This window comes from Actinokineospora inagensis DSM 44258 (genome assembly GCF_000482865.1).
Taxonomy (GTDB): Bacteria; Actinomycetota; Actinomycetes; order Mycobacteriales; family Pseudonocardiaceae; genus Actinokineospora; species Actinokineospora inagensis.
In genome coordinates this window covers 85,742-112,130 of sequence record NZ_AXWW01000027.1, presented here as the reverse complement: position 1 = coordinate 112,130, position 26,389 = coordinate 85,742, and the positions used below count along the sequence as shown (strand labels likewise).

Here is a 26,389-nt window from a genome sequence, read left to right as displayed (position 1 = left end):
TTGGGCTTGGGCTTGGGCTTGGGCTTGGGCTTGGGCTTGGGCTTGGGCTTGGGCTTGGGCTTGGGCTTGGGCTTGGGCTTGGGCTTGGGCTTGGGGCGGAGCCGCCGGGATGGTGGTGGCTTTGGTTGGTGGGACTGGGTTTGCCGCTGGTCAGGTTGAGAGGTTGCTGCCCGTGGTCAGCGGGTGCGGCGCGAATGGTTGTGCCACAAGAGATATCTGGCGGAGGCCGGGAAACCGCACCCACCGGAGAACCACGCGGGCCGGAAGCCGGGAAAACACAGCAGCGGCAGCGGAAAAGTCAGGCGGAGACCGCACAGGCAGGCGGCCGGAACACCACCGGATGGCGGCCAGGCCAGGGCATTCGGGAGCGGAACCGCAAGGGCGATCACGCCTGGGGGATCGCAACCGGGATGGGTGAAAGGTTGGTGGGCAACGTGTGGCGGGGGAGGCGACCGGGTCGGGGGGCGATCAGACTGGGTGGGTGAACAGTGTGGTCGATGGGGTTGTTCGGCTGGTCGAGGCGGCGCCCGCGCGGTTGGGGCGGGTGCGGTTGGTGGCGGTGGAGGGGCCGTCGGGGTCGGGGAAGAGTACGTTCGCCCGGCGGTTGGTGGGGCGGTTGCCGGGCGCGGCTTTGGTGCCGACCGATGACTTCGCCACTTGGGACGATCCGGTTGGCTGGTGGCCGCGATTAGTCGACGGGGTGCTCAAGCCGTTGTCGGTGGGGCGGGCGGGGCGGTACCGGCGGATACGCTGGGTGAACGGGGTGCCGGAGCCGGGGGACTGGATTGACGTCGAGCCCGTCGGAATCCTGCTGGTGGAGGGGGTTTCGGCGGGGCGGCGGGCGGTGGCTTCGCGACTGTCCGTGTTGGTCTGGTGCGATCTGCCCGATCCGGCCGAGCGGCTGCGCCGGACGGTGGCGCGCGATGGCGCGGAGTCCCGGGTGGAACTGCGGCGGTGGCAGGACTTCGAGGCCGGTTGGTACGGGGTGGACCGCACGGTGACGAGGGCGTCGGTACGAGTAACTGTGTGACCGCTCACTGCCGTCATCCGTCCGTTCAGCGGACAAGTTTCGGCCAATTGTCACTGTGCGTGTCATTTCCGTCGCGAACTGGTGATTCCGTGTATAGCAGTTGGCCGGATCGTGACCTCCCGTAGCTAAGGGATGCAGACCTGAACGGCTATGGTCGGCCACCACACGGTGAGATCCCGGAGACAGTGAGACCGGACACGAGGAGTGCGTGATGGCTTACCAGCGATCCGCGCGACTTGGTCGACCGGGCGGCGTTGACCGCTGCCCGCGACTTGTCGCGCAGACGCCCGGACTGGGACGGATGGCGGCATGACGGCTCCCCCCGAGGTCACCGGATCAGCCGCGGACGCGGACCCGGAGGCCGCGCTGCAGGGCATGCCCAAGAAGGCGATCCAGGGCCGCTCGCTCGGCCAGATCGCCTGGCTGCGCCTCAAGCGCGACAAGGTCGCCATGGCCGGTGCCGTGGTCATCGTCCTGCTGGTGCTGGTGGCGATCGCGGCTCTGCTGGCGGACCGGGTGTTCGATGTGGTTCACCCCAACGAGTTCCACCAGGACCTGATCGACACCGAGAACGGCACGCTGGCCCCGAAGGGCGCGCTCGGCGGTATGAGCGGCGCGCACCCGCTGGGCATCGAACCGGTGAACGGCCGGGACATCCTGGCCCGCATCTTCGCCGGGTCGTGGATCTCGCTGCTGATCGCCAGCCTGGCCACCCTCGTGTCGGTGGCCATCGGCACCACGATGGGCATCATCGCCGGGTACTTCGGCGGTTGGGTGGACACCCTGATCAGCCGGGCGATGGACGTGTTCCTCGCCTTCCCGCTGCTGGTGTTCGCGATGGCGCTGGTCGGTGTGCTGCCCGACAACGTGTTCGGGTTGTCCCCGGAGATGGTGCGGATCGGTCTGCTGATCTTCATCATCGGTTTCTTCAACTGGCCCTACATCGGCCGGATCGTGCGCGGGCAGACGCTGTCGCTGCGCGAACGGGAGTTCGTCGACGCCGCCCGCAGCCTGGGCGCGCGTGGTCCGTACATCCTGTTCCGCGAGCTGCTGCCGAACCTGTTCGCGCCGATCCTGGTGTACGCGACACTGCTGATCCCGACCAACATCCTGTTCGAGTCGGCGTTGTCGTTCCTCGGTGTCGGCATCAACGCGCCCACCGCGACCTGGGGCGGCATGCTCTCGGACGCGTCGCGTTTCTACACGATGCCGCACTTCATGCTCTGGCCCGGTCTCGCCATCTTCGTGACCGTGCTCGCGTTCAACCTGTTCGGCGATGGCCTGCGCGACGCGCTCGACCCCCGTGCCCGATAGGTGTGACCAAAAGTCCCGGAATTGCTCCTGGAAGAAAGGGTGCAACAGCACAATGAACAGCAAGCGCTTTATTACCGCGGTTGCCGCGGGCGCGGCTGTCGTCATGGGGCTGTCCGCCTGTGGTGGCGGATCGAGCTCCAACGGCGGCGGCTCCGGGGGCAGCGGGGGCACAAACACCCCGGCCTTCAACGCAGCCCTGAACAGCGTCTTCAACCCCTCGGACAAGAAGGGCGGGACGATCCGGGTCGCGAACGCGGGTACCTGGGACTCGCTCGACCCCGGCGAGACCTACTACGGGTACTCGTGGAACTTCATCCGGCTCTACACCCGCTCGCTGGTGATGTTCAAGCCCGCCGCGGGCAACGGTTCCTCCGAGCTGGTGCCGGACCTCGCCGAGAGCCTCGGCCAGCCCAGCGACGGCGGCAAGACCTGGACCTACAAGCTGCGCAAGGGCATCAAGTTCGAAGACGGCTCCGCGGTGACCTCGAAGGACGTCAAGTACGCCGTCCTGCGGTCGACCGACAAGGTGACCTTCCCGAACGGCCCGGCGTACTTCGAGGGCTACCTGAACCTGCCCGCCGGTTACAAGGGTCCGTTCAAGACGCCGGACATCAACACCGACTCGGCGATCCAGACCCCGGACGACCAGACCATCGTCTTCCACCTGAAGCAGGCCTTCGGTGGTTTCGACTACTTCGCCCAGATGCCGCAGACGGCCCCCGTGCCGCAGGCCAAGGACACCGGCGCGAAGTACAAGGAGCACGTGGTCGCCACCGGCCCGTACAAGTTCGCCAAGAACGAGATCGACAAGGGCTTCACCCTGGTCCGCAACGACCAGTGGGACCAGTCGACGGACCCGAACCGCAAGGCCCTGCCGGACGAGTACGACGTTTCCATGAACGTCAACGCCGACGACATCGACAACCGCGTCATCAACGGTGACCTGGACATCGACGTGACCGGCACCGGTGTGCAGCCCGCCTCGCTGAGCCGCGTGCTCGGCGACCCGGCGCTGAAGGCCAACGCGGACAACCCGTCCGCCGCGCGCACGTGGTACACCAGCATCAACCCGACCGTCCCGCCGCTGGACAACAAGGCTTGCCGCGAGGCCGTGGAGTACGCGACCGACCGCACCGCCTACCAGACCGCTTACGGCGGCGCGTTCTCCGGTGGCGACATCGGGACCACGCTGCTGCCGCCGCAGATCCCGGGTGCCACCAACTTCAACCTGTACCCGGCCGGTCCGGACAACAAGGGCGACGTCGACAAGGCGAAGCAGAAGCTGCAGGAGTGCGGGCAGCCCAACGGTTTCGAGACCAACATCTCCTACCGCGCCGAGCGCCCCAAGGAGAAGGCCGCGGCCGAGGCCCTGCAGCAGGCGCTGCAGCGGGCGGGCATCAAGCTGACCCTGAAGGCGTTCCCGCAGGGTGACTACTTCTCCCAGTTCGCGGGCAACCCGCCGTACGTCAAGGCGAACAAGCTGGGCCTGGTGCTCAACGGGTGGCAGGCGGACTGGCCGGACGGCTTCGGCTTCCTGTCCCAGATCGTCGACTCGCGGGTCATTCGGGAGACCGGTGGTTCGTCGAACACCTCCGTGCGCATCCCCGAGGTCGACAAGATGCTCGACGACGCCATCGGTGAGACCGACAAGGCCAAGCGCGAGGCCGACTGGGGCGCGATCGACAAGCGCGTCATGGAGGAGGCCGTGGTCCTGCCCGGCGTGCACGCCAAGGCGCTGCTGGTGCGGCCGAAGAAGCTGACCAACGTCTTCGTCTCGCAGGCCTTCGGGCAGTACGACTACCTGTCCCTCGGTGTCGCGTAAAACCTCCTCCCCGGTGAGTTGACGTTAGGTAGGTGAAGGCGACAGGAGACAGGCCCGGGACGATCTCCCGGGCCTGTCTCCGGTGCCGGCCACTGTGATCACATACATCATCCGGCGGCTTTTCGCGGCCGTAGTGCTGCTGTTCGTCGTCAGCGCCGTGACGTTCGCGATCTTCTTCCTGATGCCCAAGCTGGTCGGCGCGACGCCGGAGACCCTGGCGACCCGTTACGTCGGCCGGGCCGCCACGGCCGACACCGTGCGGGAGACCGCGCAGCGCCTGGGCTTCTACGACCCCATCTACCAGCAGTACTGGGAATGGGTGAAGGGCATCTTCGCGGGCGCCGACTACAGCTACGGCAGCGGCGTCGAGCACTGCCCGGCACCGTGCCTCGGCTACTCCTTCCGCAACCACCAGCCGGTGTGGCCCGACCTGTTGGACCGGTTGCCGGTCACCCTGTCGCTGGCCATCGGCGCCGCCATCCTGTGGCTGCTCGGCGGGGTCGCGGTCGGCACCATCTCCGCGCTGCGCAAGGGCACCATCTTCGACCGCGCCGCGATGGGCGTGTCGCTGGCGGGTGTGTCGCTGCCGATCTTCTTCACCGGCCTGCTGTCGCTGTCGATCTTCAGCTACAACCTGGGCTGGACCGCGGTCGGCGGCTCGTACACCCCGTTCCTGGACAACCCCGGCGAGTGGGCCTACGACCTGCTGCTGCCGTGGATCACGCTGGCGCTGCTGTTCTCCGCCCAGTACGCGCGGCTCACCAGGGCCGGGATGCTGGAGACGATGAACGAGGACTTCATCCGCACCGCCAGGGCCAAGGGCCTGCGCGAGCGGACCGTCGTCGTCCGGCACGGCCTGCGCGGCGCGCTGACCCCGATCCTGACCATCTTCGGCCTGGACGTCGGTCTGCTGCTCGGCGGCGCGATCCTCACCGAGAGCGCGTTCTCGCTGCAGGGTCTGGGCAAGTACGCCATCGACGGCATCACCAACTACGACCTGCCCAAGGTGATGGGCGTGACGATTCTGGCCGCCTTCTTCGTGGTCATCGCCAACCTGGTCGTTGACCTCCTGTACGCCGTCGTCGACCCGAGGGTGCGCGCAAAGTGAGCCAGAGTTCCGAAGACAACCTCGCCGCGGCCGCCGCGAACCGGCCCGCCGCGAGTGGTGCGCCGTTCCTGCGGGTCCGCGAACTGCGGGTGCACTTCCCGACCGACGACGGCGTGGTCAAGTCGGTCGACAACCTGTCCTTCTCCGTCGACCGGGGCAAGACCCTCGGCATCGTCGGCGAGTCGGGGTCCGGCAAGAGCGTGACCAGCCTGTCGATCATGGGCTTGCACAAGCGCGGTACCGCCAAGATCACCGGTGAGATCCTGCTGGACGGCCAGGACCTGGTCGACCTGCCGCCGGACCAGGTCCGCCAGTTGCGCGGCAAGCGGATGGCGATGATCTTCCAGGACCCGCTGTCCGCGATGCACCCGTTCTACACGGTGGGCAACCAGATCGTGGAGGCCTACCGGGTGCACAACAAGGTCACCAAGGCGGTCGCCCGCAAGCACGCCATCGACCTGCTGGACCGGGTCGGCATCCCGAACCCGAAGTCCAGGGTGGACGACTACCCGCACCAGTTCTCCGGTGGCATGCGGCAGCGCGCGATGATCGCGATGGCGCTGTCCTGCGACCCGGAGCTGCTGATCGCCGACGAGCCGACCACCGCGCTGGACGTGACGGTGCAGGCGCAGATCCTGGACCTGATCCGGGACCTGCAGGCGGAGTTCAACTCGGCGGTCATCATCATCACCCACGACCTTGGTGTGGTGGCGGAGTTGGCCGACGACATCATGGTCATGTACGCCGGTCGCGCCGTGGAGTACAGCACCGCCGCGGACATCTTCAACTCCCCGCAGCACCCGTACACCTGGGGTCTGCTCGGGTCGATGCCCCGGCTGGACCGGGAGCGCACCGAGCGGCTGCAGCCGATCAAGGGCACGCCGCCCAGCCTGATCAACGTGCCGGAGGGGTGCCCGTTCAACCCCCGGTGCTCCTACGCGGGCACCAACGGCGACCTGAGCTTCACGGTGCGCCCCGAGTTCCGCGACATCGGCGGTGGCCACCACATCGCCTGCCACCTCCCCGCCGAGGAACGGCAGCGCATCTGGGACACCGAGATCAGGCCGAAGCTGTGAGTGAGGACGCCGTGAGCACCAAGACCGAATCCGCGGCGGCCGACCGCCGCGTCGGCGACGACCTGCTCGTCGCCACCGACCTGCAGAAGCACTTCCCGATCCGGCGCGGCCTGCTGCAGCGCCAGGTCGGCGCGGTGCAGGCGGTCGACGGCCTGACCTTCTCCGTGCGGCGCGGCGAGACGCTGTCGCTGGTCGGCGAGTCCGGCTGCGGCAAGACGACGACGGGTCGGCTGCTGACCCGGCTCATCGAGCCGACCGGCGGCAAGATCACCCTGGACGGGCGGGACATCACCCACCTGTCCATGGGTTCGATGCGCCCGCTGCGCCGCGACATCCAGATGATCTTCCAGGACCCGTACTCGTCGCTGAACCCCCGGCACACCGTCGGCACCATCGTCGGCGCCCCGTTCCGGCTGCAGAACGTCAAGACCGAGCACGGCGTCAAGCGCGCGGTCCAGGACCTGCTGGAACTGGTCGGCCTCAACCCCGAGCACTACAACCGCTACCCGCACGAGTTCTCCGGCGGCCAGCGCCAGCGCATCGGCATCGCCCGCACGCTGGCCCTGCGGCCGAAGCTGATCGTGGCCGACGAGCCGGTCTCCGCGCTCGACGTGTCCATCCAGGCCCAGGTCGTCAACCTGCTCGAAGACCTGCAGAACGAGTTCGACCTGACCTACGTCATGATCGCCCACGACCTCTCGGTCGTGCGGCACGTGTCGGACCGGGTCGCGGTCATGTACCTGGGCAAGATCATGGAGGTCGCCGACCGCACCGCCCTGTACGAGCGCCCCATGCACCCGTACACCGTGGCCCTGCTGTCCGCCGTCCCGATCCCGGACACCGCCCGCCGGGAGAACCGCGAGCGGATCCGGCTCCAGGGCGACGTCCCGAGCCCGATCAACCCGCCGTCCGGCTGCCGCTTCCACACGCGGTGCTGGAAGGCGCAGGAAGTGTGCAAGACCAAGGAACCCCTGCTGGTCGACTTGGCACCAGGCCACCAGGCCGCTTGCCACTTCCCGGAGAACAAGGACAAGGTGACGACCAGCCCGGTGGGCTGAACACCGGCTTGGCAACGGGGTCCGCGCGTTCGCGTGGACCCCGTTCGCATTCACAGGACTGATCACGTGTCGAGGGTGACCCGGATCTTGCCGCCCTCGCGGACGAGTTTCGGCAGGACCTTGCTGATGGTTCGGGACGAGGCCATGGCCGAGGCGACGTCGGGGTGTTGGGACAGTTCGGTGAGGGTCATCCAGGTGGGCGGCATGAGGGAGCGGGTGCCGGAACGCCAGTCGGCGATGGCGGTGTTGGGCTGTTGCCAGGCCGCGTCGTCCGCCTCGGTGGTCGCGCCGTCCGCGACCTGCCCGGCGGGCAGCGCGGCGAGGAAGAAGCGCGTGTCGTAGCGGCGGGGCTCCGGTTCGGGAGTGACCCAGTTGGACCAGGGGCGCAGCAGGTCGGCCCGCAGGACGAGGTCGTGCGTGCCGAGGAACTCGGCGAAGGAGTACTTCCGGTCGACGAGGTCTTGGCGTGCGGAGTGGTAGGGACGCGTGTCCGACACGATGCTGTCGCCGTCCGGGCCAGCCAAGAGGACGCCCGATTCCTCGTACGTCTCCCGGACCGCCGCGCACACCAGGGAACGGGCCAGCGACTCGGCGCAGCCGAACCGGGTGGCCCACCAGTCGGCGGGTTCACCGTGCCAGCGGATGGTCGTGTCGGCGTCGCGGGGGTCCACGCCGCCGCCGGGGAAGACGGTCATCCCGCCCGCGAAGGCCATGCCCAGGACGCGGCGGAGGAGGAAGACCTCCAGGCCGGTCAAGCCGTCGCGCACCAACATGACGGTGGCGGCGTCCTTGGGGGTGACGGGCGGGTCGGGCACCTCCGGCAGGACGAACCCCTCCGGCAGGACCATCTCCTCAGGCAACTCGGGCACGGGCCCGACCCTATCCGGGTTACTGTCGCGGTACCGGACCCTGACCCAACGGAGTGCTGATGACCCACCCGGCTTACGGCGTCGCGCGGCAGGTCACCCCGTTCGCGAGTGTTCTCCTGGAGGACAACCCCGGTCCGTTGACACTGGACGGAACCAACACCTGGCTGCTGCGTGCCCCGGACTCCACCCATACTGCCGTTGTCGACCCCGGCGAGCTGGACATCCCGCACCTGGAGCGGGTCCTCGCGGCCGCGGGCCCCATCGAGGCCGTGTTGATCACTCACCACCACGAGGACCACGTCGGCGGGGCGAAGTGGTTGGCGGACAAGGCGAACGCGCCCGTGCGGGCGTTCGACCAGGCCCTGTGCCACGGCGAGGGCCCGCTGCGCGACGGTGACACGCTCACCCTCGCCGGGTTGGACCTCGAAGTCCTGCACACCCCCGGCCACTCCAGCGACTCGGTCTGCTTCGCGATCGACCACAATGGACAGTCGGCCGTGCTCACCGGGGACACGATCCTGGGTCGCGGCACCACCGTCATCGCACCGCCGGACGGTCAGCTCGGCGCGTACCTGGACGCCTTGCGCACGCTCGCCGGGCGCGCGCCGAACACCGCCGTCCTACCGGGACACGGCCCGGAACTCCCCGATCTCGTTGGCGTGGCACGGGAGTACCTCGCCCACCGGGAACAGCGACTCGACCAGATCCGCGCCGCCCTTGCCCACATCGGACCGGACGCCACGCCGCGCCAGATCGTCGAGATCGTGTACGCCGATGTGGACAAGTCCCTGTGGGGGCCCGCCGAGTGGTCGGTCCAGGCGCAGTTGGCCTACCTGCGCGGCCGGTGAGACGAAGCCCGCCGGGCCAGGTGGTCCGGCGGGCTCGTCGGCTACGGGGCGGGCGGGATGATCGTGAACGGCGGGCTCTGGCCACCCGGGTTCCCCGGGTCCTGACCACCGCCACCCGGTCCGGGGTCGGTGCCGGTCGACGGCGGCGTCGGCTGGTCCGAGGTCTGCGGCGGCGGGACGTAGCCCGTGCTGACCTGCAGGGTGATCGTCTCGCCGGGCAGCGCCGCGCCGCGCGGCGACTGGCCGATGACGGTCCCCTTCTTGCGGGCGTCGTTGCGGTCGTTGACGACCACCTTGTACCCGGCGCCCTCCAACCGGGCGCGGGCGTCGTCCTGGCTCAGGTTCACCACGTCCGGCACCTGGATGTCCGCGCCGCCGTCGATGTACCTGGGGTCGGTCGGCGGCAGCGGCAGCACCGGCATCCCCGCCATGTACTGCGACATCATCGCGAACCAGGTCCGCGCCGGGACCTTGCCGCCGTAGATGTTGCCCTCCGCGCACAGCCGGGGCGGGTCGGTGTCGCAGATGCCCTTCGGCGCCGGGCCGTCGTTGAAGGTCAGCACCGCCGCCGAGTACTGCGGGGTCGCGCCGAGGAACCCGGCCGACTTGTGCTCCTGCGTGGTGCCGGTCTTGCCCAGGATCGGCCGGTTCCAGCCCACGTTCTGCGCGGCCTGCCGCGAGGTGCCGCCGGACACGATGTCGTCCTGGGACAGGCCGGTGACCAGGGTGTTCGCCAGCGGCTCCGCCACCGCCTGCTCACACGGGGCCTCGTTGACGTCGATCTTCTTGCCGTCCCGGTCGAGCACCTCGACCAGCGGCGACGGCGGGCACCAGGTGCCGCCGCTCATCAGCGTCGCGCCCACGTTCGCCAGTTCCAGCGTGCTCACCGGGCCGGGACCCAGGGTGAACGACGCGTTGCCCGCGCCGTTGCCCGACGGCTTGAAGAAGTCGGACTGGGTCAGCGACCGCTTCGGGTCCTTCGCCGCCGGGTCCGGCGGGGTGCCCGCGTTGCTGACCGCCATCGTGTCGCGCAGCCCCAACCGGCTGGCCATGTCGACCACCGGACCCATGCCCACGCGCTCCTCCAACTTCACGAACGCCGTGTTCGGGGAGGTCGCCAGCGCGTTCTGCAAGGTCATCTTGTCCTGGTACTTGCCCGCGTTCTTCAGGCAGTAGAAGTGCGTGTTGCCGTCGTTGGTCGCGGGCGTGCGCGGGCAGCTTTCCCCGCCACCGACGAAGACGCTGGACGTGTAGGTGTCCGGCACGTCCACGATGTTGTTGATGCCGCCGCCCTTCTCCAGGTAGGCGGCCGAGGTGAAGATCTTGAAGATGGAACCGGCGCCGAAGTTGTTCGCCACCCGGCTGGGCAGGCCGTACGTGGTCTGGCCCGCGGCCGGGTTCAGCCCGTAGTCCCGGTTGGCGACGAGCGCCAGCACCTGGTGCCTCTCCTTGCCCGGCGCCACGATCGCCATCGTGTTCGCGATCCCCGGCTGCGTCTTGGGCACCTCCGCCTCGGCCGCCTGCTTGGCCAACTGGGTGGCGCGGGCGTCGAAGCTGGTCTTGATCGTGTAGCCGCCGGTCTTGATCTGGTCGTCGGTGAAGCCCAGCTTCTCCAGGTACTCGAGCACGTACTGGCAGTAGAAGCCGTACATCGGGCCCGCGCCGACGCAGTTCGCGGCGGGCTTGCGCGGCTGCGGCAGGATGCCAAGCGGCTCCTTCTTCGCCGCGGCGGCCGCGTCCGGCGACAGCTTCTGGTTCTCCACCATCTTGTCGATCACGAAATTGCGCCGGGCAAGCGTCTCCGCGGGCTTGCGCCACGGGTTGTAGAGCACCGGGTTGTTCACCGCGCCCGCCAGCAGCGCCGACTGCGCAACGGTCAACTTGTCCGGGGTCGTCCCGAAGTAGGCGTTCGCCGCCGCGCCGATCCCGTAGATCTCGTAGGCGAACTCGACCACGTTCAGGTAACCGGTGAGGATCTCCTCCTTGCTCATCTTCTGCTCGAGCTGGATGGCGATCCGCGCCTCGCGCAACTTGCGCGCGATGGTCTGCTCCTGGGCCTTGGTCTGCTCCGACTTGTTGTCCCGGTTGACAACGTTGATCAGGTAGTTCTTCACGTACTGCTGGGTCAGCGTCGACGCGCCCTGGGTGTCCCCACCGCTCTGGTTGGAGATCGCCGCGCGGATCGTGCCCTTCCAGTCCACCCCGTGGTGCTCGTAGAACCGGCGGTCCTCCACCGAGATCAACGCCGCCTTCATCGTCGGCGAGATCTGGTCCGCGGTCGCCGGGATGCGGTACTGGTCGTACAGCGACGCGATCGGGTTGCCCGCGCTGTCGGTGATGGTCGTCATCAACGGCAGCGGGGTCGACGCCAGGTCCGCCGACACGCTGTCGATCGTGTCACTGCCCCGGTTCGACGCCACCCCCAGCGCGCCGACGACCGGGAAGAGCATCCCGGCCACCAACACGCCCGCGAGCAGGCAGAGGCCGAGCAGTTTCAGCAGGCTGTCTCCCACGCGCACGGCCCCCAGCCTACGCGTGACCCGGTCGGACCACCGGTGAGGCGTCACGCCCAGTGCCCTTCGGACGACACCACCTGGCGTATTGACTTTCTGTAACACCTCGGCGCACCGGCGTTTTCGATGGAACCGGGACACAGTAAAGTTCGTCAACGTCTCACGACAGCGCCGAACAGCTCCGCGGGTGGAACTGGAAGGCACCGGTACCGGGGGGTACCGGGTTCACGGGTCGCGACGACGACAGGGGTGGGGGATATGCATCTCGAAGCTCAGCAGGCCGACTGGCGGGTCCGGGCCATGTGCCAGGACGAGGACCCCGACGGGCTATTCGTCCGGGGAGCCGAGCAGCGCAAGGCCAAAATGGTCTGCATCGCGTGCCCGGTCCGCACCGAGTGCCTGGCCGAGGCACTCGACAACCGAATCGAGTTCGGCGTCTGGGGCGGCATGACCGAACGGGAACGCCGCGCCCTGCTCCGCCGCAGGCCAGAGGTCGTCTCTTGGCGAGACCTCCTCGCCGACGCCCGCCGCCGACACACCTACGACGACGTGGACGCCCAGGTCGGCTGACCTGCGCGGCACACCCCTCGCGGGGTCCCCGACCACCGCGAGCAGTGCCCGGCGTGCCCTGACCGCGATCGACTCCCGGCCGGGTCGATCGCGGTATTCGCGCGGGACCTGTTCACCGGCCGTCCGGTTGGCTGTGTTCTGGCCTACTCGGCCCCGCGACCTTGGCTGCCCCGCTCTGTGAGTGGCTTCTCGTCGTGGCCCCGACCGGCGATGAACTTGGCCTGCGTGTCCGCCGTGTTCGTCCGGTGGGTGGCTGCGACGTACGCGTCCCTCGCCGCCTGACTGGCGGCGGCCAACCTCGCTGCCTTCACCCCATGGTTAGCTCGGGTGGGCGGCTCCGGCGTGTGTGCTCCTCGTTGTCCGGCAGGCAGATGGTCTTGGCCCGCGTGTCCGCCCTGGTGCTTTCGTGCCATGTGCGTCCGCTGGGTGGCTCCGCCTGTGCTTCCCTCATCGCCCGACTGATGGGCGCCCTGACCTGCTCACCGGCGCTTCCCAGCAGCCCTCGACGGCGGGCGGCTCGCACACGCGCCCTCCCGCCGCTCCATCCGACAGACCTCCTCGACCTGCACACACACCCCAAGCCACCCACCGCGCCAAGCTATCTGCAGGGCCGAGCTATCTGCAGGGCCGAGTCCATCCACTGCGCCACGTCATCCACCGCGTCGAAGTCACCGCCGCGTCAGGCTGTCCGCCACGTCGAAACCACCCACCCCAAGCCGTCCGCCGCGCTGAGTCGTTCACTGCGCAAGCCGTCTACAGCCCAAGTCATCCGCCGCATCGAGCCGTCTGCCGCACAAAGCCGTCTCACAGCGCCGAGGCACCTAGAGCGCCGGGCTGCCCATGGCGTCAGCCACTCACTTGCGCCAGGTCACCGACAGCGTCAAGCCACTCACTTGCGCCGGGCCGCCCGCAGCGTCAAGCCACTCACTTGCGCCTGGTCACCCATCGCGTCAAGCCACTGTCTTGCGCCGGGCCGCCCGCAACGTCAAGCCATCCACCGCGCCAAGCCCATTCACCGCGCCAAGTTATCCACACCGCCCGCGCCCATCCCCAGCTTTTCGCGCCCCCTTCCCCCAGCTCGTCAACCCGGTAGACTGGCCTCGGGGACGCCCCCCGGGAAGGGTGGGGGCCGGGCTGCGCCCGGAGGGGGTGGGGTAAGAGGGCGGTTAGGGGGTGTGGGTGAGGCGGTTGCCGATGTGGCGGAGGCCTGCGAGGTCGTGGACGTCGGCGGCCATGGCGGGGACGTGGATCTGGGCGACGGCGGGGTGGGCCTTGGTGAAGCGGGCGACCAGGCGGTTTTCGCGTTGGGCCAGGGCGACCCGGTCGGCGTGGAGGCGGAGGACGGCGGCGGCCAGGGGGGCGTTGCCGGTGGCTTCGAGGTTGGCGGCGGCGCCGAGGGCTTTGGGGGCGGGGAGGGTGGCCAGGACGGGGTGGGTGCGGTTGACGACCAGGCCCGCCAGGGGCATGGATTCGCTGGCGAGGCGTTGCACGAAGTAGCCCGCTTCGCGCAGGGCGTCCGGTTCGGGGGCGGCGACCACCACGAAAGCCGTACCCGATGAGCGGAGCAACTCGTACGTACGTCGCGCACGTTCGCGGAAGCCGCCGAACATACCGTCGAAGGCTTGGACGAACGCGGACGCGTCGGCGAGGAGTTGGCCGCCGACGATGGTCGAGACGGCCTTGGCGAACAGGCCGAAACCGGCGCTGACCACCTTGCGGATGCCCCAGCCGCCCGCGCGGGCCGGACCGGTCAGCAGCTTGATCATCCGGCCGTCGAGCGCGGTGGACAGGCGCTGCGGGGCGTCCAGGAAGTCCAGCGCGGAGCGGGACGGCGGGGTGTCCACCACGATCAGGTCCCACGTCCCGGCGGCGACCAACTGGCCCAGCTTCTCCATCGCCATGTACTCCTGCGTGCCGGAGAACGACGACGAGATGGTCCGGTAGAACGGGTTCGCCAGCACCTCCTCCGCCCGCTTCGGGCCCGCGTGCGCGCGCACCATGTCGTCGAACGTGCGGCGCATGTCCAGCATCATCGCGCTGAGCTCGCCCTTGGGGTCGAACCCGGGCACGGTGACCTTGCGCGGCACGTTGCCCAGTTCGGCCAGGCCGAGGGCCTGCGCCAGCCTGCGCGCCGGGTCGATGGTCAGCACGACCGCGGTACGACCGCGCTCGGCGGCCCGCACGGCGATGGCGGCGGCCGTCGTGGTCTTGCCCACACCGCCCGAGCCGCAGCAGACGATCACCCGGGTGTCCGGGTCGTCGATGAGCCCGTCGACGTCCAGGGTGCTCACCTGACCCCCTGGTCCACCAGGGCCTCCGCCAGCTCGTAGAGCGTGCCGACGTCGATGCCGTCCACCTGTTCCGGCAGCTCCACCGCGGGCAGGTCGATCTCGGCCAACTGCGCCCGCGCCCGCTGCTCGGCGTGGACCCGGATGGCGTGCTCGACCGTCTCCTCGACCAGACCGTCCACATCGGCGTCGGACAGGTCCAGCCCGGCCGCGCGCAGGTCTTCCCGGACCCGCGACGCGTCGACCTCGCCGTCGGCGGCGGCGGTGACCGACCGCGCGGGCAGCCGCGGCGGGCGGACCCGGTTCAGCAGGATCGCCCCCGGCCGCAGGTCCGCGCCGTCGAGCTCCTCCACGGCCTCGATGGTCTCCCGCACCGGCATCTCTTCCAGCAGCGTCACCAGGTGCACGGCCGTGTCACCGGAGTGCACCAGCCGGACCACCCCGTCGCTCTGCCCCTTGATCGGGCCCACCTTCGCCAGGTCCGCCATGGCCTTGGTGACGTCGAGGAACTTCACGATCCGACCGGTCGGCGGCGCGTCCACCACCACCGCGTCGTACACGTGCCTGCCGGAGTCGTCGGTGCGGGTCACGCACTCCTTGATCTTTCCGGTGAGCAGCACGTCCCGCAGGCCCGGCGCCAGCGTGGTGGCGAACTCGATCGCGCCCATCTTGCGCAGCGTGCGGCCCGCGAAGCCCAGGTTGTAGAACATCGACAGGTACTCCAGCAGCGCCGCCTCCACGTCGATGTGCAGCGCCCGCACCTCACCCCCGCCCGGCGCGGAGGCCACCTTCTCCTCCGAGTACGGCAGCGGCGGCGTGTCGAACAACTGGGCCACCCCCTGTCGACCCTCCACCTCGACGATGAGCACCCGCCTGCCGCCGGTCGCCAGCGCCAGGGCCAGCGCGCCCGCCACAGTGGACTTCCCGGTGCCACCCTTGCCGGTCACCACGTGCAGCCGGGCACGCGCGATCTGCTCGGTCCAACCGACGACGGGGGTGGTCACCATTTCAGCGTAAATGCCCGGTTGCCCCGGCCGCCGCCCGAGTGGCGGGTGATCACCGCTACCCGACCAGCAGCAGCGCGGACGTCACCACGCCGACCAGCACGACCACCGTCCACACCAGCGCGGCGGGCAACACGGTCACGGTCAGCACGCACAGCAGCACCAGGACGGTCAGCGACACCGCGCCCCACATGGCCACCGACCCGGCGGTCCCGGTCCGGTCCCGCACCTTGGCCATCGTCAGCAGCACCAGCACCGCGCCCGCCACCCCGAGCAGCGCGGTGGCGATGATCCGCCAAGACTCCATGCCGGGAACCGTACCGACCGCGGCCGCGACCGGACCCCGGTCCAGCCACCGCCGGGCAGATGTGAGGTCCCTCACCCGGTGCCAGCGGCTAGGGTGGGCCCCGACTTGGCCCGCCTGCCGGGCCGACCTGCGACGAGGTGAGGGACCGGCGTTGGCCGAGCTGACGAAATGGGAATACGCCACCGTGCCGCTGCTGATCCACGCGACCAAGCAGATCCTGGACCAGTGGGGCGAGGATGGCTGGGAGCTGGTCTCGGTGCTGCCCGGACCGACCGGCGAGCAGTTGGTCGCGTACCTCAAGCGCCCCAAGGCGGCCTGAGATGAGCTGGCGAGCCCGCCTGCGGGAGCTCGGTGTCGACCTGCCGCCCGTCGTCGCGCCGATCGGGTCGTACCTGCCCGCCGTGCGCTCCGGGTCGCTCGTGTTCACCTCCGGGCAACTGCCCGTCATCGCGGGTGAGGACCTGGCCACCGGCAAGGTCGGCGCCGAGATCAGCCCTGAGGAAGCCCAGCGGCTGGCCAGGGCCTGCGCGCTGAACACCCTCGCCGCGGTCGACGCCCTGGTCGGCTTGGACTCGGTCGTCCGGGTCGTCAAGGTCGTCGGCTACGTGGCCTCCGCGCCCGGCTTCACCGGCCAGCCCGCGGTGGTCAACGGGGCCTCTGACTTCTACGGCGAGGTCTTCGGCGACGCGGGCGTGCACGCCCGGTCCGCGGTCGGCGTGAGCGAACTGCCCCGCGGCGTGCCGGTCGAGGTGGAACTCGTGGTGGAGGTGGGATGAGCGCGCACGAATTACTCCTCCGGCTCGCGGGCCGGTTGGGCGACCGCCAGCTCTGGCGGTTCCGGGACTGGCTCGCGGCCGACGCGCTCGACGCCGTCGCCCGCGCGCTCCCGCTGACCCTGCTGCGCGAGCGGGTGGCGATCACCCCCGACGAGTACCGGCTCGCCGTCAACGCCCTGATGTCGGCGGGCGCCGACGCGGAGAAGCTCAACGCGCTCCCGTGGGTGGACGAAATCGGTGAACTCGACTACACCTTCTCCGCAGAGTCGCCCGAATGGGTGAGCATGGGCGACTCGGTGGCCGTCGTGCTCGGCGCGATGCTGCGTGGCCGCCCCGAGGTGGTCGAGGCCCGCTCCAGTTGGCGGCGCGGCCGCACCGCCGGGTCGGTCGCCAGGGTCGTGCTGGTCACCACCACCGGCGACGCTCCGCGGCTCACCGGGGAACTGCAGCGCGTGCTGCGCGCCCTCGGCACCTACGAGCCCGCCGTGGAGGTGCTGCCCCGGGGCGTCGAACTGCCGCAGTACCACCGCGCCGCGCTGGCGGCGTCGGAGCCGCTGGTCACCGAGGGCCACCTGGTGCCCAGCTAGCGAGAGGGAGGGGTCGGAACGTGACGCAGGTCTCGCCAGGCAAGGGGTCGTGGGCGGGGGTGGCGCTGCCGGTCCGCGTGCACGACCTGCTGCTCGTCCTGGCCGGTCGGCTCGACGACGACGCGCTCGCCGACGCGCGTGAACTGCTGGCCTCCGCCGAGGTCGACCGGGCGCTCGAACTCGTCGCGGGCTGCGTGGTCGCCGGACCGGTCGGGGTCAGCAAGGGCGAGCGCGACGAACTGCTCGCGCTGTTCGCCCTGGCCAACGCCGACCCCACGGTCGTCGAACGGCTCCGCGTGGTCGAACCGGACCTGATGACCCGACACCGCTTCGGCGTGGGCAAGGTCGACGGCGTCGGCGCGGAACAGGGCGTCTCCGAGGCGATCGGCAAGGTTCTCGAAGCCCTCCCGGACATCCGCGCCGTGTGGGCCGTCTGGCGGCTGACCCCGTCCGGCGCCGCCACCGGCGCCGTCCCGCACCGCGTCGTCCTCATCGGCGTCGGCCCCACCGGGTCCGCCGCGGCCACCGCGTACCGGGTGGAACACGCCTTACGCCGCGCGGGCCTCACCGCGTCCGTCGAGGTGCTGCGCGACGGCACCGAGCCGACCGACTACCACCACACGGCCATGCGGTACGCCACCGAGGTGCACACCCCGCGCAAGAACACCACGGTCGTCGCCAAGCCCACCCCACCCAAGCCCTGGGCGGCAGGCCCCACCGAGGACCCGGACGAATCCCTCAACGACCAGGAACTCGGCCTCCTGCGCCAGCTCCAGGAGGAACTCGCCCGCCGCGAACAAGGCGAGCCGGACCTCAACGGCCAACCGTACGACTGGCACGACGCCAACACGTCAACCATGGTCAACGGGGTCCCGCTGCCGCCGGACAACCTCTCCTGACACCCGGGAAGTCCCCCATTCCACCGAATGGGGGACTTGTGGGTTCGTCAGCCCGCGAGCTTCGCCTTCACCGCCGCCGCGACGCGGGCGCCCTCGGCGCGACCGGCGACCTTCGCGTTGGCGGCCTTCATGACCTGACCCATCTGCCGCTGGCCCGGTGCCGCACCCAACTGGGCGGTGACCTCGGCGAACGCCTCGTCGACCAGGGCCGCGACCTCGGCGTCGTCGAGTTGCTCTGGCAGGTACGCGGTCAGCACCTCGGCCTCGTCCAGTTCCAGTTGGGCCTGCTCGGCGCGGCCCGCGCCGGAGAACGCCTCCGCGGCCTCCTTGCGCTTGCGGACCTCGCGGGCCAGCACCTTGAGGACCTCGTCGTCGGACAGCTCGCGCGCCTCGGTGCCCGCCACTTCCTCATTGGTCACCGCCGCCAGCGCCATCCGCAAGGTGGCCAGCCGGGTCTTCTCCCGGGCCTTCAACGCGGTGGTGAGGTCCGCCTGCAGGCGGTTCTTCAGCTCGGCCATGACCGGTAACCCTACTGATCGTTCAACCCCGGTGCGCCGAACCCGTACCCTCGTGGACGTGAGTGACGCAGTGAGGACCCTCGGCCGCATCGCCATCGGCACCACCGCGCTCGGCGCGGCCACCATCGCCTACGCCGCGGGCTACGAACGCACCCGCTGGACCCTGCGCCAGGCCACCATCCCGGTCCTCGCCGAAGGCGCCCGCCCCCTCCGCGTCCTGCACATCTCCGACCTGCACATGTTGCCGGGGCAGAAGTCGAAGCAGCGCTGGGTCGCCGCCCTCGACGACCTCAACCCCGACCTGGTCGTCAACACCGGCGACAACCTCGCCCACCGGCAGGCCGTCCCCGCCGTCGTCCGCGCCCTCGGCCCCCTGCTCAATCGCCCCGGCGTCTTCGTCTTCGGCAGCAACGACTACTACGCGCCCAAGCCGAAGAACCCCGCCAGGTACCTCTTCCCGTCGAAGAAGCGCATCCACGGCGTCCCCCTCCCGTGGCAGGACCTCCGCGCCGCCATGCTCGAACGCGGCTGGATCGACCTCACCCACAACCGCACCCTCTTCACCGTCGACGGCCGCACCATCGCCGCCGCGGGCGTCGACGACCCCCACCTCCACCGCGACCGCTACGACGACATCGCGGGCAAACCCGACCGCCAAGCCACCCTCCGCCTCGGCGTCACCCATTCCCCCGAACCCCGTGTCCTCGACCGCTTCGCCGAAGACGGCTACGACCTGGTCATGGCAGGCCACACCCACGGCGGCCAACTCCGCATCCCCGGCTACGGCGCCATCGTCACCAACTGTGACCTCGACCGCGCCCGCGCCCGCGGCTCATCCCGCTGGGGCCACCACACGTGGCTCCACGTGTCCGCGGGCCTCGGCACCAGCCCCTACGCCCCCATCCGCTTCGCCTGCCCCCCCGAAGCCAGCCTGCTCACCCTCGTACCCCGCCTGACCAGCAACGACCCCGCCCAAGAAGGCGTCCCAGGGGCCCGATTCGGAGCAGGCGCCCGCGTCAGATAGACTTCCCGTCGTTCCACTTTCGGGGTGTGGCGCAGCTTGGTAGCGCGCTTCGTTCGGGACGAAGAGGCCGCAGGTTCAAATCCTGTCACCCCGACGGACTCTGGGCGATCTGTCCTCACAGAAGGCGTGAGGTGGGTCGCCCGTTGTCGTATCTGGCGGGCGACCCCCAGACCCCCACGGTGCGGTCACTCCCGACCCGCCGTTGCTCGCTCGGCCTGTCGGCCCTCACATCGAGTAGGTAACCAATGGGCTTGTCGCCCATGGTGTGGTGAGGGCCGGTTGGGGATGGTGTGGCTGGGTCGTTCGTTCGTTTCCGCCTTGTTCTCATTTCTCTGTCCTCTTGGTCTTTCCTCTCTTGAGCCATTGGCTGCTGTGGCGTTGGTCTTTGTGGCGTTGGCCTGGGGACTGAGGGATGTGTAATGGGGGTCTCGTGAGGTGGAGCTCTACCGGAGTGGAGGTCGTACGGTCGGGGGAGGCGATGGAAGGATGCGGTGGGTGACGATCTCGGTGGTGGGTATTGGCGGGTCGCTGCGGGCGGGGTCGCAGTCGGAGCGGGCGTTGGGGGTGGTGTTGGCGGGGGCGGCTGAGGCGGGGGCCAAGACGACGGCGTTGGTGGGGGCGGAGTTGGTCTTGCCGTTCTACGACCCGGGGGTGGGGGAGCGGACGGGGGCGGCGTTGCGGCTGGTGGAGGCGTTGCGGGGCGCCGATGGGGTGGTGTTGGTGTCGCCGGGGTACCACGGGACGGTGTCGGGGCTGGTGAAGAACGCCCTGGACTACGTGGAGGACCTGCGGGAGGACGAGCGGGTCTACCTGGACGGGCGCGCGGTGGGGTGCGTGGCGACGGCGGCGGGGTGGCAGGCGGCGGTGAACACGTTGTCGGCGTTGCGGTCGATCACGCACGCGTTGCGGGCCTGGCCGACGCCGTTGGGGGTGGCGGTGAACACGCTTCAGACGCGGTTCGGGGAGGACGGGGAGTGCTCTGACCCGTCGGTGCCGGACGCGTTGCGGTTGATCGGGCGACAGGTGGTCGAGTTCGCGGCGAACCGGGCGGCTACTGACGGGTAACCTGGCGCCGAGGAGGTGCCGGGAATGGTGCTCGACGTGGTTCCGTGGCGGGTTCAGGCCGCGCTGGTGCGGGCGGTGTACGCGCTGCCCAGGTCGGTGAAGCGGCTGGTTGTGGGTAGGCCTGTCCGCATCGATGGGCAGGAGTTGGCGGTGGACGCGCAACTGCTGCTGTTGCTCAACCGCCTGGTCAACGGCAGCGGTATGGCGGGCGGTGACCCGCAGCAGTCCAGGGTGCGGTTGGTGAAGTCCAGTCGCTCTATCTGTGGTGCGCCGATCGAGCCCGTGGAGGTAAGAGGACTTGATCTGGGTGGCGTCCCTGGGCGGCTGTACACGCCGCGCGGGGTTGATGATCAGGCGCCGCTGTTGGTCTTCTACCACGGTGGCGGGTGGGTCATCGGTGACCTCGACACCCACGACAACTCGTGCCGGTTCATCGCCAAGAACGGCGGGGTGAAGGTGTTGTCAGTCGACTACCGGCTCGCACCGGAGCACCCGTTCCCGGCGGCGGTCGACGATGCCTTCGCGGCCTACCTGTACGCCGTCGAGCACGCGCGCGAGCTCGGGGTCGATCCGCGGCGGATCGCGGTGGGTGGTGACTCTGCTGGCGGGAACCTGGCGGCGGTGACGGCGTACCAGGCGGTGCGCGCGGGTAAGCCCAAGCCGGTGTTCCAGCTCTTGTTCTACCCGGGTGCGGATGCCACTGTCCGGCGCCGTTCTCGAGAACTCTTCGCCACCGGCTTCTTCCTCACCGACACGGACATGGACTGGTTCGCCGACCACTACGTCCCGGACAAGGACAAACGCGGTGATGTCCGGCTGTCCATCGCGCGTGCGGAAGACCTAACGGGACTGCCACCGGCTTACATCGCCACGGCCGGGTTCGATCCTCTTCGCGATGAAGGCGAAGCGCTCGCGGACGCGCTAAGAGAGGCCGGCGTGCCGGTGATCCTGTCCCGGCAGGCCGACCTCATCCACGGTTACATCAACTACCTGGCTGCGGGCCAACGATTCCGCGACGCCCTCCAGGAAGGTGTGACAACGCTCAAGGCGGCGCTGGCACTCACCGGAGGTTGAGCGCGCGTAGAGCGAAGTACAGCTCGATCAGCGACTGCTTGATGGTCTCCGCGACGACGAGGGAGCCGTGGCCCGCGTCGTAGCGGTAGACCCTGTGCGGGTGGTTCCGTGCTGCCAACCGCTCCAGGTAGTTGTCGATCTGGCGGATGGGGCACCGCGGGTCGTTCTCGCCCGCCAGGATCAGGACGGGCGCGCTCACCTGATCGACGTAGGTAATCGGCGAGCATTCGACGTACCGGTCGTGCAGCTCGGCGGGGGAACCGCCGAAGAGGGCGCGGTCGAACGCGCGCAACGGTTCCATCTCGTCCTCGTAGGCGGCGAGGTAATCCGCGACGGGCACACCCGCGACGCCCGCGGCCCACAGATCGGGCTGCGTGCCCAGTGCCAACAGCGCGAGGTAGCCGCCCCACGAGGCGCCGTTCACGACACAGCGCGCGGGGTCCGCCAAGCCCGACGACACTGCCCACGCGTGTACGGCGGCAACGTCGGCAAGCTCGGTAAGACCTGGCCTGCCTTCGATCGCGTCACGCCACACGGAACCGTAGCCGGTAGAACCGCGGTAGTTGACGTGTACGACCGCGAACCCCGCGTCGACCCACATCGCGCGATACGCCGAGAACCGGTCCTCGTCGGACGCGTGCGGGCCGCCGTGCAGGCTGAACACGGTTGGCAGCGGGCCTTCGGGCGCGTCGGTAGGACGGGCGACGAGGGCGTGCACCGTGCCGTTCTCGGTCTCCACGAAGGCATCCGTGAGCCGCGCGCTCCCGGGAGCGCGGTCGCCGGGCGGGGTGAGCAGGACCCGTTCGGTGCCGTCGCTGAACAGCGCGCGCACGACGGACGGCTCGGCGGCGCTGGACCAGGAGTACTCGACGGTGCCGTCCGGGCGGGTGTGCGCTGAGCCGATCGTCCCGGCTGGGGTGTCCAAAGTGGTCAGTCTGCCGGACGTGATGTCGTACCGGTGCAGCGTGTTGCGCGCCTCGTGGGTGTGCATGACCAGCAGCGCCGTGCCATCGGTGTACCAGCCCGCCTCGACCTCGCCGGGCAAGTCAAGGGTGATTTCCTGCTCGGTGTCGGCCTTGATGTCCCAGATCAGCAGTTCCTCGCGGCCGCGCCGTTCGTGCAGCACCAGCAGCCGCTGGTCACCCGAGATCGGGCTGAACGCGATACCGCTAAGACCGTTGCCCTTGCCGTCCCACTTCTCGACGACGGTAGAGCCATCGGCGACCGACAGCACGCGCAACGCGGGGTGCCGGTTGTCGCCGTGTTCGGAGTGGGCGATGGCAAGCAGGGTCTCGTCGCGCGAGAGGGCGGACACGCCGCCGTCGTGCTCGTTCTGGTAGATCACCTCGCCGTCGGCACCGCCGCGCGACAGGTAGATCGTGGTGCCGTCGTCGTCCGCGACCCCGATCGCGCGCACGTGGTCGCCGATCTCCAGTCCCGCCGGGTACCCGGGCTTCGCGGCGGCCATCGCCGGAACGGCCTCCGCGCCCGCGGGCCGACCCGCGAACGGCTCGGACACCCACGTGCCGAACTCGTCGCCGTCGGTGTCGGCGAACCACCAGATGTGCTCGCCGTCCGGTGAGACCGTCGAGTACAGGGTGCCGTTGGGGCGGTCGGTGACCTGGCGGTGCGTGTCGGTCGCCCGGTCCCAGGCGTACACCTCCCACACGCCGCTCGCGTTGGACGTGTACACGGTGCGGTCCGGGGCCGCCAGCGCCCAGTCCGGCAGGGTGACCCGCGCCGCGTGGAACCGCGCCCGCCAGCGGGCCTCGGCCTGCTCGTCGTCGGCGAACAGGTGCTCCGGGACCTCGGCCTCGCGGGCGGCGGGCTGGTCAGCGCTGTTGGTGCTCACCCGGTTGATCCTGCCAGGCGATTACACTCGCGTCGCCCGCCGATCGCGCGGGAACCGCACGTGACCTGGGGGCACGAGTCGCGATGACCGAACCGACGCCGGGGTCCACCCCGGACCCGGTACCACCCGTCTTCCCCGCGCCGCGGCCGTCGGACCTGCGACCGTCCGACCCGCAACCGTTTGCGTCACCCGGGCAGCAGGCGCCGTACGGTCCACCGCCGCAGGAGTACCCCTGGTCGACGCTGTCCGACACCATCCAGCCCAAGCGCCGCCGGACGTGGTTGGTGGTGCTGGCCGTCGTCCTGGTCGGGTTGGTCGGCGGGGTCGTCTGGCTGTCCGTGTCGACCAAACCGGCCGAGCGCGCCGCGCCGACCGAGGTCACCAAGACCAAGGTCATCACCTCGACCGACGGCCGGGTCCAGGTCGGCGTGCCCGACGACTGGGCCGAGCTCCCGGCCAAGTACCGCAGCCCGGACGCGGTGCTCACCTACGGGCAGATCTTCCAGGAGCGCTACCTGATGGTGATCACCGACAAGACCACCGACTTCGACGACTTCGCCGACTTCCAGGTGGGGGTGGAGAACCTGATCCGCGGCCGCGAGGACCAGAAGGTGGTGTCCGGGCCGACCGCGCTGCGCCTCAACGGCATGGCCGCGGTCCGCTACGAGGTCACCATGCGGGTCAGCGGCCACCCGACGGTCTTCTGGTACACCCTCGTCGAGGGCCGGCGGGGCTACTACCAGGTGATCGGCTGGACCCTGGAATCCGCCCGCGCGACCTCCGGCCCCGCCCTGGACAAGGTCGTCGACACGTTCGTCGAGATCCGCTGAAATCGCAGGTCAAGCCCCCTCTTTCGAACACTTGTGCGGTATGCTGGTGGTCGGTGTTCGAACGAGGGGAGCCAATGTGTCGACTGGCACCGTGGGGACTGGCGCCGTGGGGACGAGCGCGACCGCCTTCGCCGAGTACGCGGCGGGTGATCGGCGGCGGCGGACCGAGATCGTGGTGTCCGCGCACGAGCGGGACGGGGTACCCGAGCACTACGGCCGGGTCTTCTACCGGCCGATGCTGGCCGCCATCGAGCGGGCCGCCCGCGCCGACGACCCGGCGGGGGTGCTGGCCGAGGCGGTGTCCGCGGCCGAGTTGACCGGCCAGCCGAGGGCGTACGAGCAGGTCGCGGCGGGTTTTCTGGCCTGGTGGCGCAAGGCGCGGGTGACGCCGGTGCCCTGCGGGGCGACGATCGTGCGGTTCGCCGACCTGGAGTTGACGGTGGCGCCGCACCTGGCCGTGCGCGGCCGCTCCGGCGGGCTGCGGGCGGTGCTGTTCCACCTCAAGGAAGCCCCGCTGACCAGGGACGCGGCGAACGCGGCGCTGCGGCTGCTCGCCGTCCGCGTCGACGAGGTCTTACCCGGCGCCGAGCCGCTGGTCGTCGACCTCCGGCGGGCCCGCGAGCACCGGCTGGCGCGTAACACGAATATCCCGAACCTGGACGCGTGGTTGGCGGCCGAGGCGTCCGCGTACACGACGCATTGGTATTCCACCGCGCCCTGATGCAGCTTTGTCGGACGAATTCAGCATTGTCCCGAATTAGTGGAGGGCCCAGGAAAAAGGGCCGGTAATCCGATCCCGGGCATGGATCGGATTACCGGCCCGTGCTGCCACTATCGGCACACCACACGATAGAGCTTGATCAACACACGGTGCCGAGAGCGAGGTGCAGCGGGGTGCGGGTCAGTGACCGCCGAGCAGGCTGCCGAGGATCGGCAGACCACCGAGCAGGCCACCCACCAGCGGCAGGTTGCCCAGCAGGCCGCTGGCGGCGCCGGTCGCGCCACCGGTCGCGCCGGTCGCCCCGCCGAGCAGGCTGCCGAGGACCGGCACGTTGCCGAGCAGGCTGGTCAGCGAGCTGAGGCCGGGCAGGCCGCCGAGCAGGCCGGTCACCGCGCCGAGGCCGGGCAGGCCGCCGGTCGCACCGGTGACGGTGCCGACGCCGGGGAGGCCGCCGGTCGCACCGGTGACGACACCGGTCAGGCCACCGAGTCCGCCACCGAGCAGGCTGCTGAGCAGGCCGGTCACGGTGTTGACCAGGCTCTGCACGATCGACAGCGGGTTTCCTGCGCCGCTGAGCAGACTGGTCGGGTCGACGGGCAGACCGGACAGGCCGGGTAGACCGCGCTCGAGGTTGCCGAGCGCGGCGTCGAGCTGTGCCGCGTTCTGGTCTCCGGACTGGGCCAGAGCGGTGCGCAGATCGTTGTACGCCGTGCGCACACCGGCTAGGTCCTGGTTGGCGACGGCCTGCTGCAGGGCAGCGTCGGCCGTCTGGATCCGCTCGACGGGCGCCGGCGCGGGGGCGGCTGTTTCAGCCTGTGCCAATCCGGCACCACCGAGAGCGAGAACGCTACCCGCGGCGGCCGCGGCGACGAAACGAGCGATCTTGTTCATCGAGTTTCTCCTTGTCGGTTGTCCATGGTGTTGGACAAACCAATCCGTACCGGGGAAATGCCGGAAAAACCATCGCTGCCGGGGGGCCTGCGGAACGATCAATCGGAGCGTGAGGGGTGTGGAATTCGCGGGTTGGTCCGTCGAGTGACGCAAGGTGGTGGGCCAGTAACCATCTGTCATGGATGCCGGGTGCCGGTTCACCGCGTCGCCTGACCAAGGGGCGGCGGTCGCACGATCCGGGTGGATCGGTGCCCGCCCCGACCGGTCGGGTGATGGCCGGGTGGCCACGCTCCCGGTTGGGGCTGACGGGCACCTTGTCTGGAATCACTCAAGGTTGCCCGGTAA

Annotated in this window: 25 protein-coding genes and 1 tRNA gene; 18 read left to right on the top strand and 8 right to left on the bottom strand. The window is 69.8% G+C overall.

The window, feature by feature from the left end; all coding sequences use genetic code 11:
* The first annotated feature begins 481 nt into the window (after nucleotides 1-481).
* The 6 genes from H504_RS0111875 (at nucleotide 482) to H504_RS0111850 (ending at nucleotide 7,408) form a co-directional block, all read left to right on the top strand.
* Nucleotides 482-1,030: a uridine kinase family protein gene (locus tag H504_RS0111875; protein ID WP_425394054.1), complete on the top strand. Its 549-nt coding sequence runs from the start codon at nucleotides 482-484 to the stop codon at nucleotides 1,028-1,030.
* Between the two features lie 309 nt (nucleotides 1,031-1,339).
* Nucleotides 1,340-2,344, top strand: coding sequence for an ABC transporter permease (locus tag H504_RS0111870; RefSeq protein ID WP_026422939.1), 1,005 nt, complete (start codon nucleotides 1,340-1,342; stop codon nucleotides 2,342-2,344).
* A gap of 52 nt (nucleotides 2,345-2,396) precedes the next feature.
* Nucleotides 2,397-4,166 (top strand): ABC transporter substrate-binding protein, encoded by a 1,770-nt coding sequence (locus tag H504_RS0111865; protein WP_026422938.1) that lies wholly within the window; start codon nucleotides 2,397-2,399, stop codon nucleotides 4,164-4,166.
* A gap of 94 nt (nucleotides 4,167-4,260) precedes the next feature.
* Nucleotides 4,261-5,274: an ABC transporter permease gene (locus H504_RS0111860; protein WP_026422937.1), complete on the top strand. Its 1,014-nt coding sequence runs from the start codon at nucleotides 4,261-4,263 to the stop codon at nucleotides 5,272-5,274.
* Complete coding sequence (locus tag H504_RS0111855) at nucleotides 5,271-6,350, top strand: ABC transporter ATP-binding protein (RefSeq protein ID WP_026422936.1); 1,080 nt, start codon at nucleotides 5,271-5,273, stop codon at nucleotides 6,348-6,350. Before H504_RS0111860 ends, H504_RS0111855 begins: the two co-directional genes overlap by 4 nt.
* A gap of 11 nt (nucleotides 6,351-6,361) precedes the next feature.
* Nucleotides 6,362-7,408, top strand: a complete 1,047-nt coding sequence (locus H504_RS0111850; protein ID WP_035304114.1) for an ABC transporter ATP-binding protein — start codon at nucleotides 6,362-6,364, stop codon at nucleotides 7,406-7,408.
* Nucleotides 7,409-7,470: 62 nt separating this feature from the next.
* Here H504_RS0111850 and H504_RS0111845 read toward each other — a convergent pair whose 3' ends face one another.
* Nucleotides 7,471-8,256, bottom strand: coding sequence for an NUDIX hydrolase (locus H504_RS0111845; RefSeq protein ID WP_035304111.1), 786 nt, complete (start codon nucleotides 8,254-8,256; stop codon nucleotides 7,471-7,473).
* An 80-nt stretch (nucleotides 8,257-8,336) separates the two neighbouring features.
* On the opposite strand from H504_RS0111845, the gene H504_RS0111840 reads away from it, so the two are divergent.
* Complete coding sequence (locus H504_RS0111840; RefSeq protein WP_026422933.1) at nucleotides 8,337-9,125, top strand: MBL fold metallo-hydrolase; 789 nt, start codon at nucleotides 8,337-8,339, stop codon at nucleotides 9,123-9,125.
* 41 nt (nucleotides 9,126-9,166) lie between these two features.
* On the opposite strand, the gene H504_RS0111835 is transcribed toward H504_RS0111840, so the two are convergent.
* Nucleotides 9,167-11,644 (bottom strand): penicillin-binding protein, encoded by a 2,478-nt coding sequence (locus tag H504_RS0111835; protein ID WP_026422932.1) that lies wholly within the window; start codon nucleotides 11,642-11,644, stop codon nucleotides 9,167-9,169.
* Nucleotides 11,645-11,896: 252 nt separating this feature from the next.
* On the opposite strand from H504_RS0111835, the gene H504_RS0111830 reads away from it, so the two are divergent.
* A complete protein-coding gene (locus tag H504_RS0111830) occupies nucleotides 11,897-12,208 on the top strand; it encodes a WhiB family transcriptional regulator (protein WP_026422931.1) in 312 nt (103 codons plus the stop codon).
* 1,166 nt (nucleotides 12,209-13,374) lie between these two features.
* Here H504_RS0111830 and bagB read toward each other — a convergent pair.
* Genes bagB through H504_RS0111810 form a run of 3 tightly spaced genes read right to left on the bottom strand, consistent with a single transcriptional unit; the run spans nucleotide 13,375 to nucleotide 15,807 of the window.
* Nucleotides 13,375-14,499, bottom strand: a complete 1,125-nt coding sequence (gene bagB / locus H504_RS0111820) for an ATPase BagB (protein ID WP_035304073.1) — start codon at nucleotides 14,497-14,499, stop codon at nucleotides 13,375-13,377.
* A complete protein-coding gene (gene bagA, locus H504_RS0111815; RefSeq protein WP_026422929.1) occupies nucleotides 14,496-15,500 on the bottom strand; it encodes an ATPase BagA in 1,005 nt (334 codons plus the stop codon). Before bagA ends, bagB begins: the two co-directional genes overlap by 4 nt.
* Before the next feature lie 58 nt (nucleotides 15,501-15,558).
* Complete coding sequence (locus H504_RS0111810; protein ID WP_026422928.1) at nucleotides 15,559-15,807, bottom strand: hypothetical protein; 249 nt, start codon at nucleotides 15,805-15,807, stop codon at nucleotides 15,559-15,561.
* A 160-nt stretch (nucleotides 15,808-15,967) separates the two neighbouring features.
* Between H504_RS0111810 and sp36 the strand changes: the two genes are divergently transcribed.
* From sp36 to H504_RS38610, 4 genes are read left to right on the top strand one after another with little or no spacing between them, the layout of a single operon-like run.
* Complete coding sequence (gene sp36, locus H504_RS41085; protein ID WP_211239307.1) at nucleotides 15,968-16,126, top strand: Sp36 family protein; 159 nt, start codon at nucleotides 15,968-15,970, stop codon at nucleotides 16,124-16,126.
* A 1-nt stretch (nucleotide 16,127) separates the two neighbouring features.
* On the top strand, nucleotides 16,128-16,583 hold the full coding sequence (locus H504_RS0111800) for a RidA family protein (RefSeq protein WP_026422927.1): 456 nt from the start codon (nucleotides 16,128-16,130) through the stop codon (nucleotides 16,581-16,583).
* The gene (locus H504_RS0111795) at nucleotides 16,580-17,170 is read left to right on the top strand and encodes a hypothetical protein (protein ID WP_026422926.1); all 591 of its coding nucleotides are present in this window, start codon (nucleotides 16,580-16,582) and stop codon (nucleotides 17,168-17,170) included. Before H504_RS0111800 ends, H504_RS0111795 begins: the two co-directional genes overlap by 4 nt.
* A gap of 20 nt (nucleotides 17,171-17,190) precedes the next feature.
* Complete coding sequence (locus H504_RS38610) at nucleotides 17,191-18,069, top strand: hypothetical protein (protein ID WP_051385751.1); 879 nt, start codon at nucleotides 17,191-17,193, stop codon at nucleotides 18,067-18,069.
* A gap of 47 nt (nucleotides 18,070-18,116) precedes the next feature.
* On the opposite strand, the gene H504_RS0111785 is transcribed toward H504_RS38610, so the two are convergent.
* Complete coding sequence (locus tag H504_RS0111785) at nucleotides 18,117-18,587, bottom strand: GatB/YqeY domain-containing protein (RefSeq protein WP_026422925.1); 471 nt, start codon at nucleotides 18,585-18,587, stop codon at nucleotides 18,117-18,119.
* 52 nt (nucleotides 18,588-18,639) lie between these two features.
* Between H504_RS0111785 and H504_RS0111780 the strand changes: the two genes are divergently transcribed.
* From H504_RS0111780 to H504_RS0111765, 4 genes are all read left to right on the top strand, one after another.
* Complete coding sequence (locus H504_RS0111780; RefSeq protein ID WP_026422924.1) at nucleotides 18,640-19,611, top strand: metallophosphoesterase; 972 nt, start codon at nucleotides 18,640-18,642, stop codon at nucleotides 19,609-19,611.
* A 20-nt stretch (nucleotides 19,612-19,631) separates the two neighbouring features.
* Nucleotides 19,632-19,705: transfer RNA gene (locus H504_RS0111775), tRNA-Pro, on the top strand.
* Between the two features lie 392 nt (nucleotides 19,706-20,097).
* Entirely contained in the window at nucleotides 20,098-20,676 is a 579-nt protein-coding gene (locus H504_RS0111770; RefSeq protein WP_211239303.1) for an NADPH-dependent FMN reductase, read from the top strand.
* A 24-nt stretch (nucleotides 20,677-20,700) separates the two neighbouring features.
* Nucleotides 20,701-21,750 carry an alpha/beta hydrolase gene (locus H504_RS0111765; protein WP_026422922.1) on the top strand — a complete coding sequence of 350 codons (1,050 nt, stop codon included), beginning with the start codon at nucleotides 20,701-20,703 and terminating at the stop codon, nucleotides 21,748-21,750.
* On the opposite strand, the gene H504_RS0111760 is transcribed toward H504_RS0111765, so the two are convergent.
* Complete coding sequence (locus H504_RS0111760) at nucleotides 21,737-23,602, bottom strand: S9 family peptidase (RefSeq protein WP_026422921.1); 1,866 nt, start codon at nucleotides 23,600-23,602, stop codon at nucleotides 21,737-21,739. The genes H504_RS0111765 and H504_RS0111760 overlap by 14 nt on opposite strands.
* A gap of 83 nt (nucleotides 23,603-23,685) precedes the next feature.
* Here H504_RS0111760 and H504_RS0111755 point away from each other — a divergent pair, with 83 nt between their 5' ends.
* Both H504_RS0111755 and H504_RS0111750 read left to right on the top strand, forming a co-directional pair.
* Complete coding sequence (locus H504_RS0111755) at nucleotides 23,686-24,432, top strand: hypothetical protein (protein ID WP_026422920.1); 747 nt, start codon at nucleotides 23,686-23,688, stop codon at nucleotides 24,430-24,432.
* Between the two features lie 76 nt (nucleotides 24,433-24,508).
* On the top strand, nucleotides 24,509-25,153 hold the full coding sequence (locus H504_RS0111750; RefSeq protein ID WP_051385750.1) for a hypothetical protein: 645 nt from the start codon (nucleotides 24,509-24,511) through the stop codon (nucleotides 25,151-25,153).
* Nucleotides 25,154-25,333: 180 nt separating this feature from the next.
* Here the strand turns inward: H504_RS0111750 and H504_RS38605 are convergent, their stop codons facing one another.
* On the bottom strand, nucleotides 25,334-26,044 hold the full coding sequence (locus H504_RS38605) for a hypothetical protein (RefSeq protein ID WP_026422918.1): 711 nt from the start codon (nucleotides 26,042-26,044) through the stop codon (nucleotides 25,334-25,336).
* Nucleotides 26,045-26,389 lie beyond the last annotated feature (345 nt).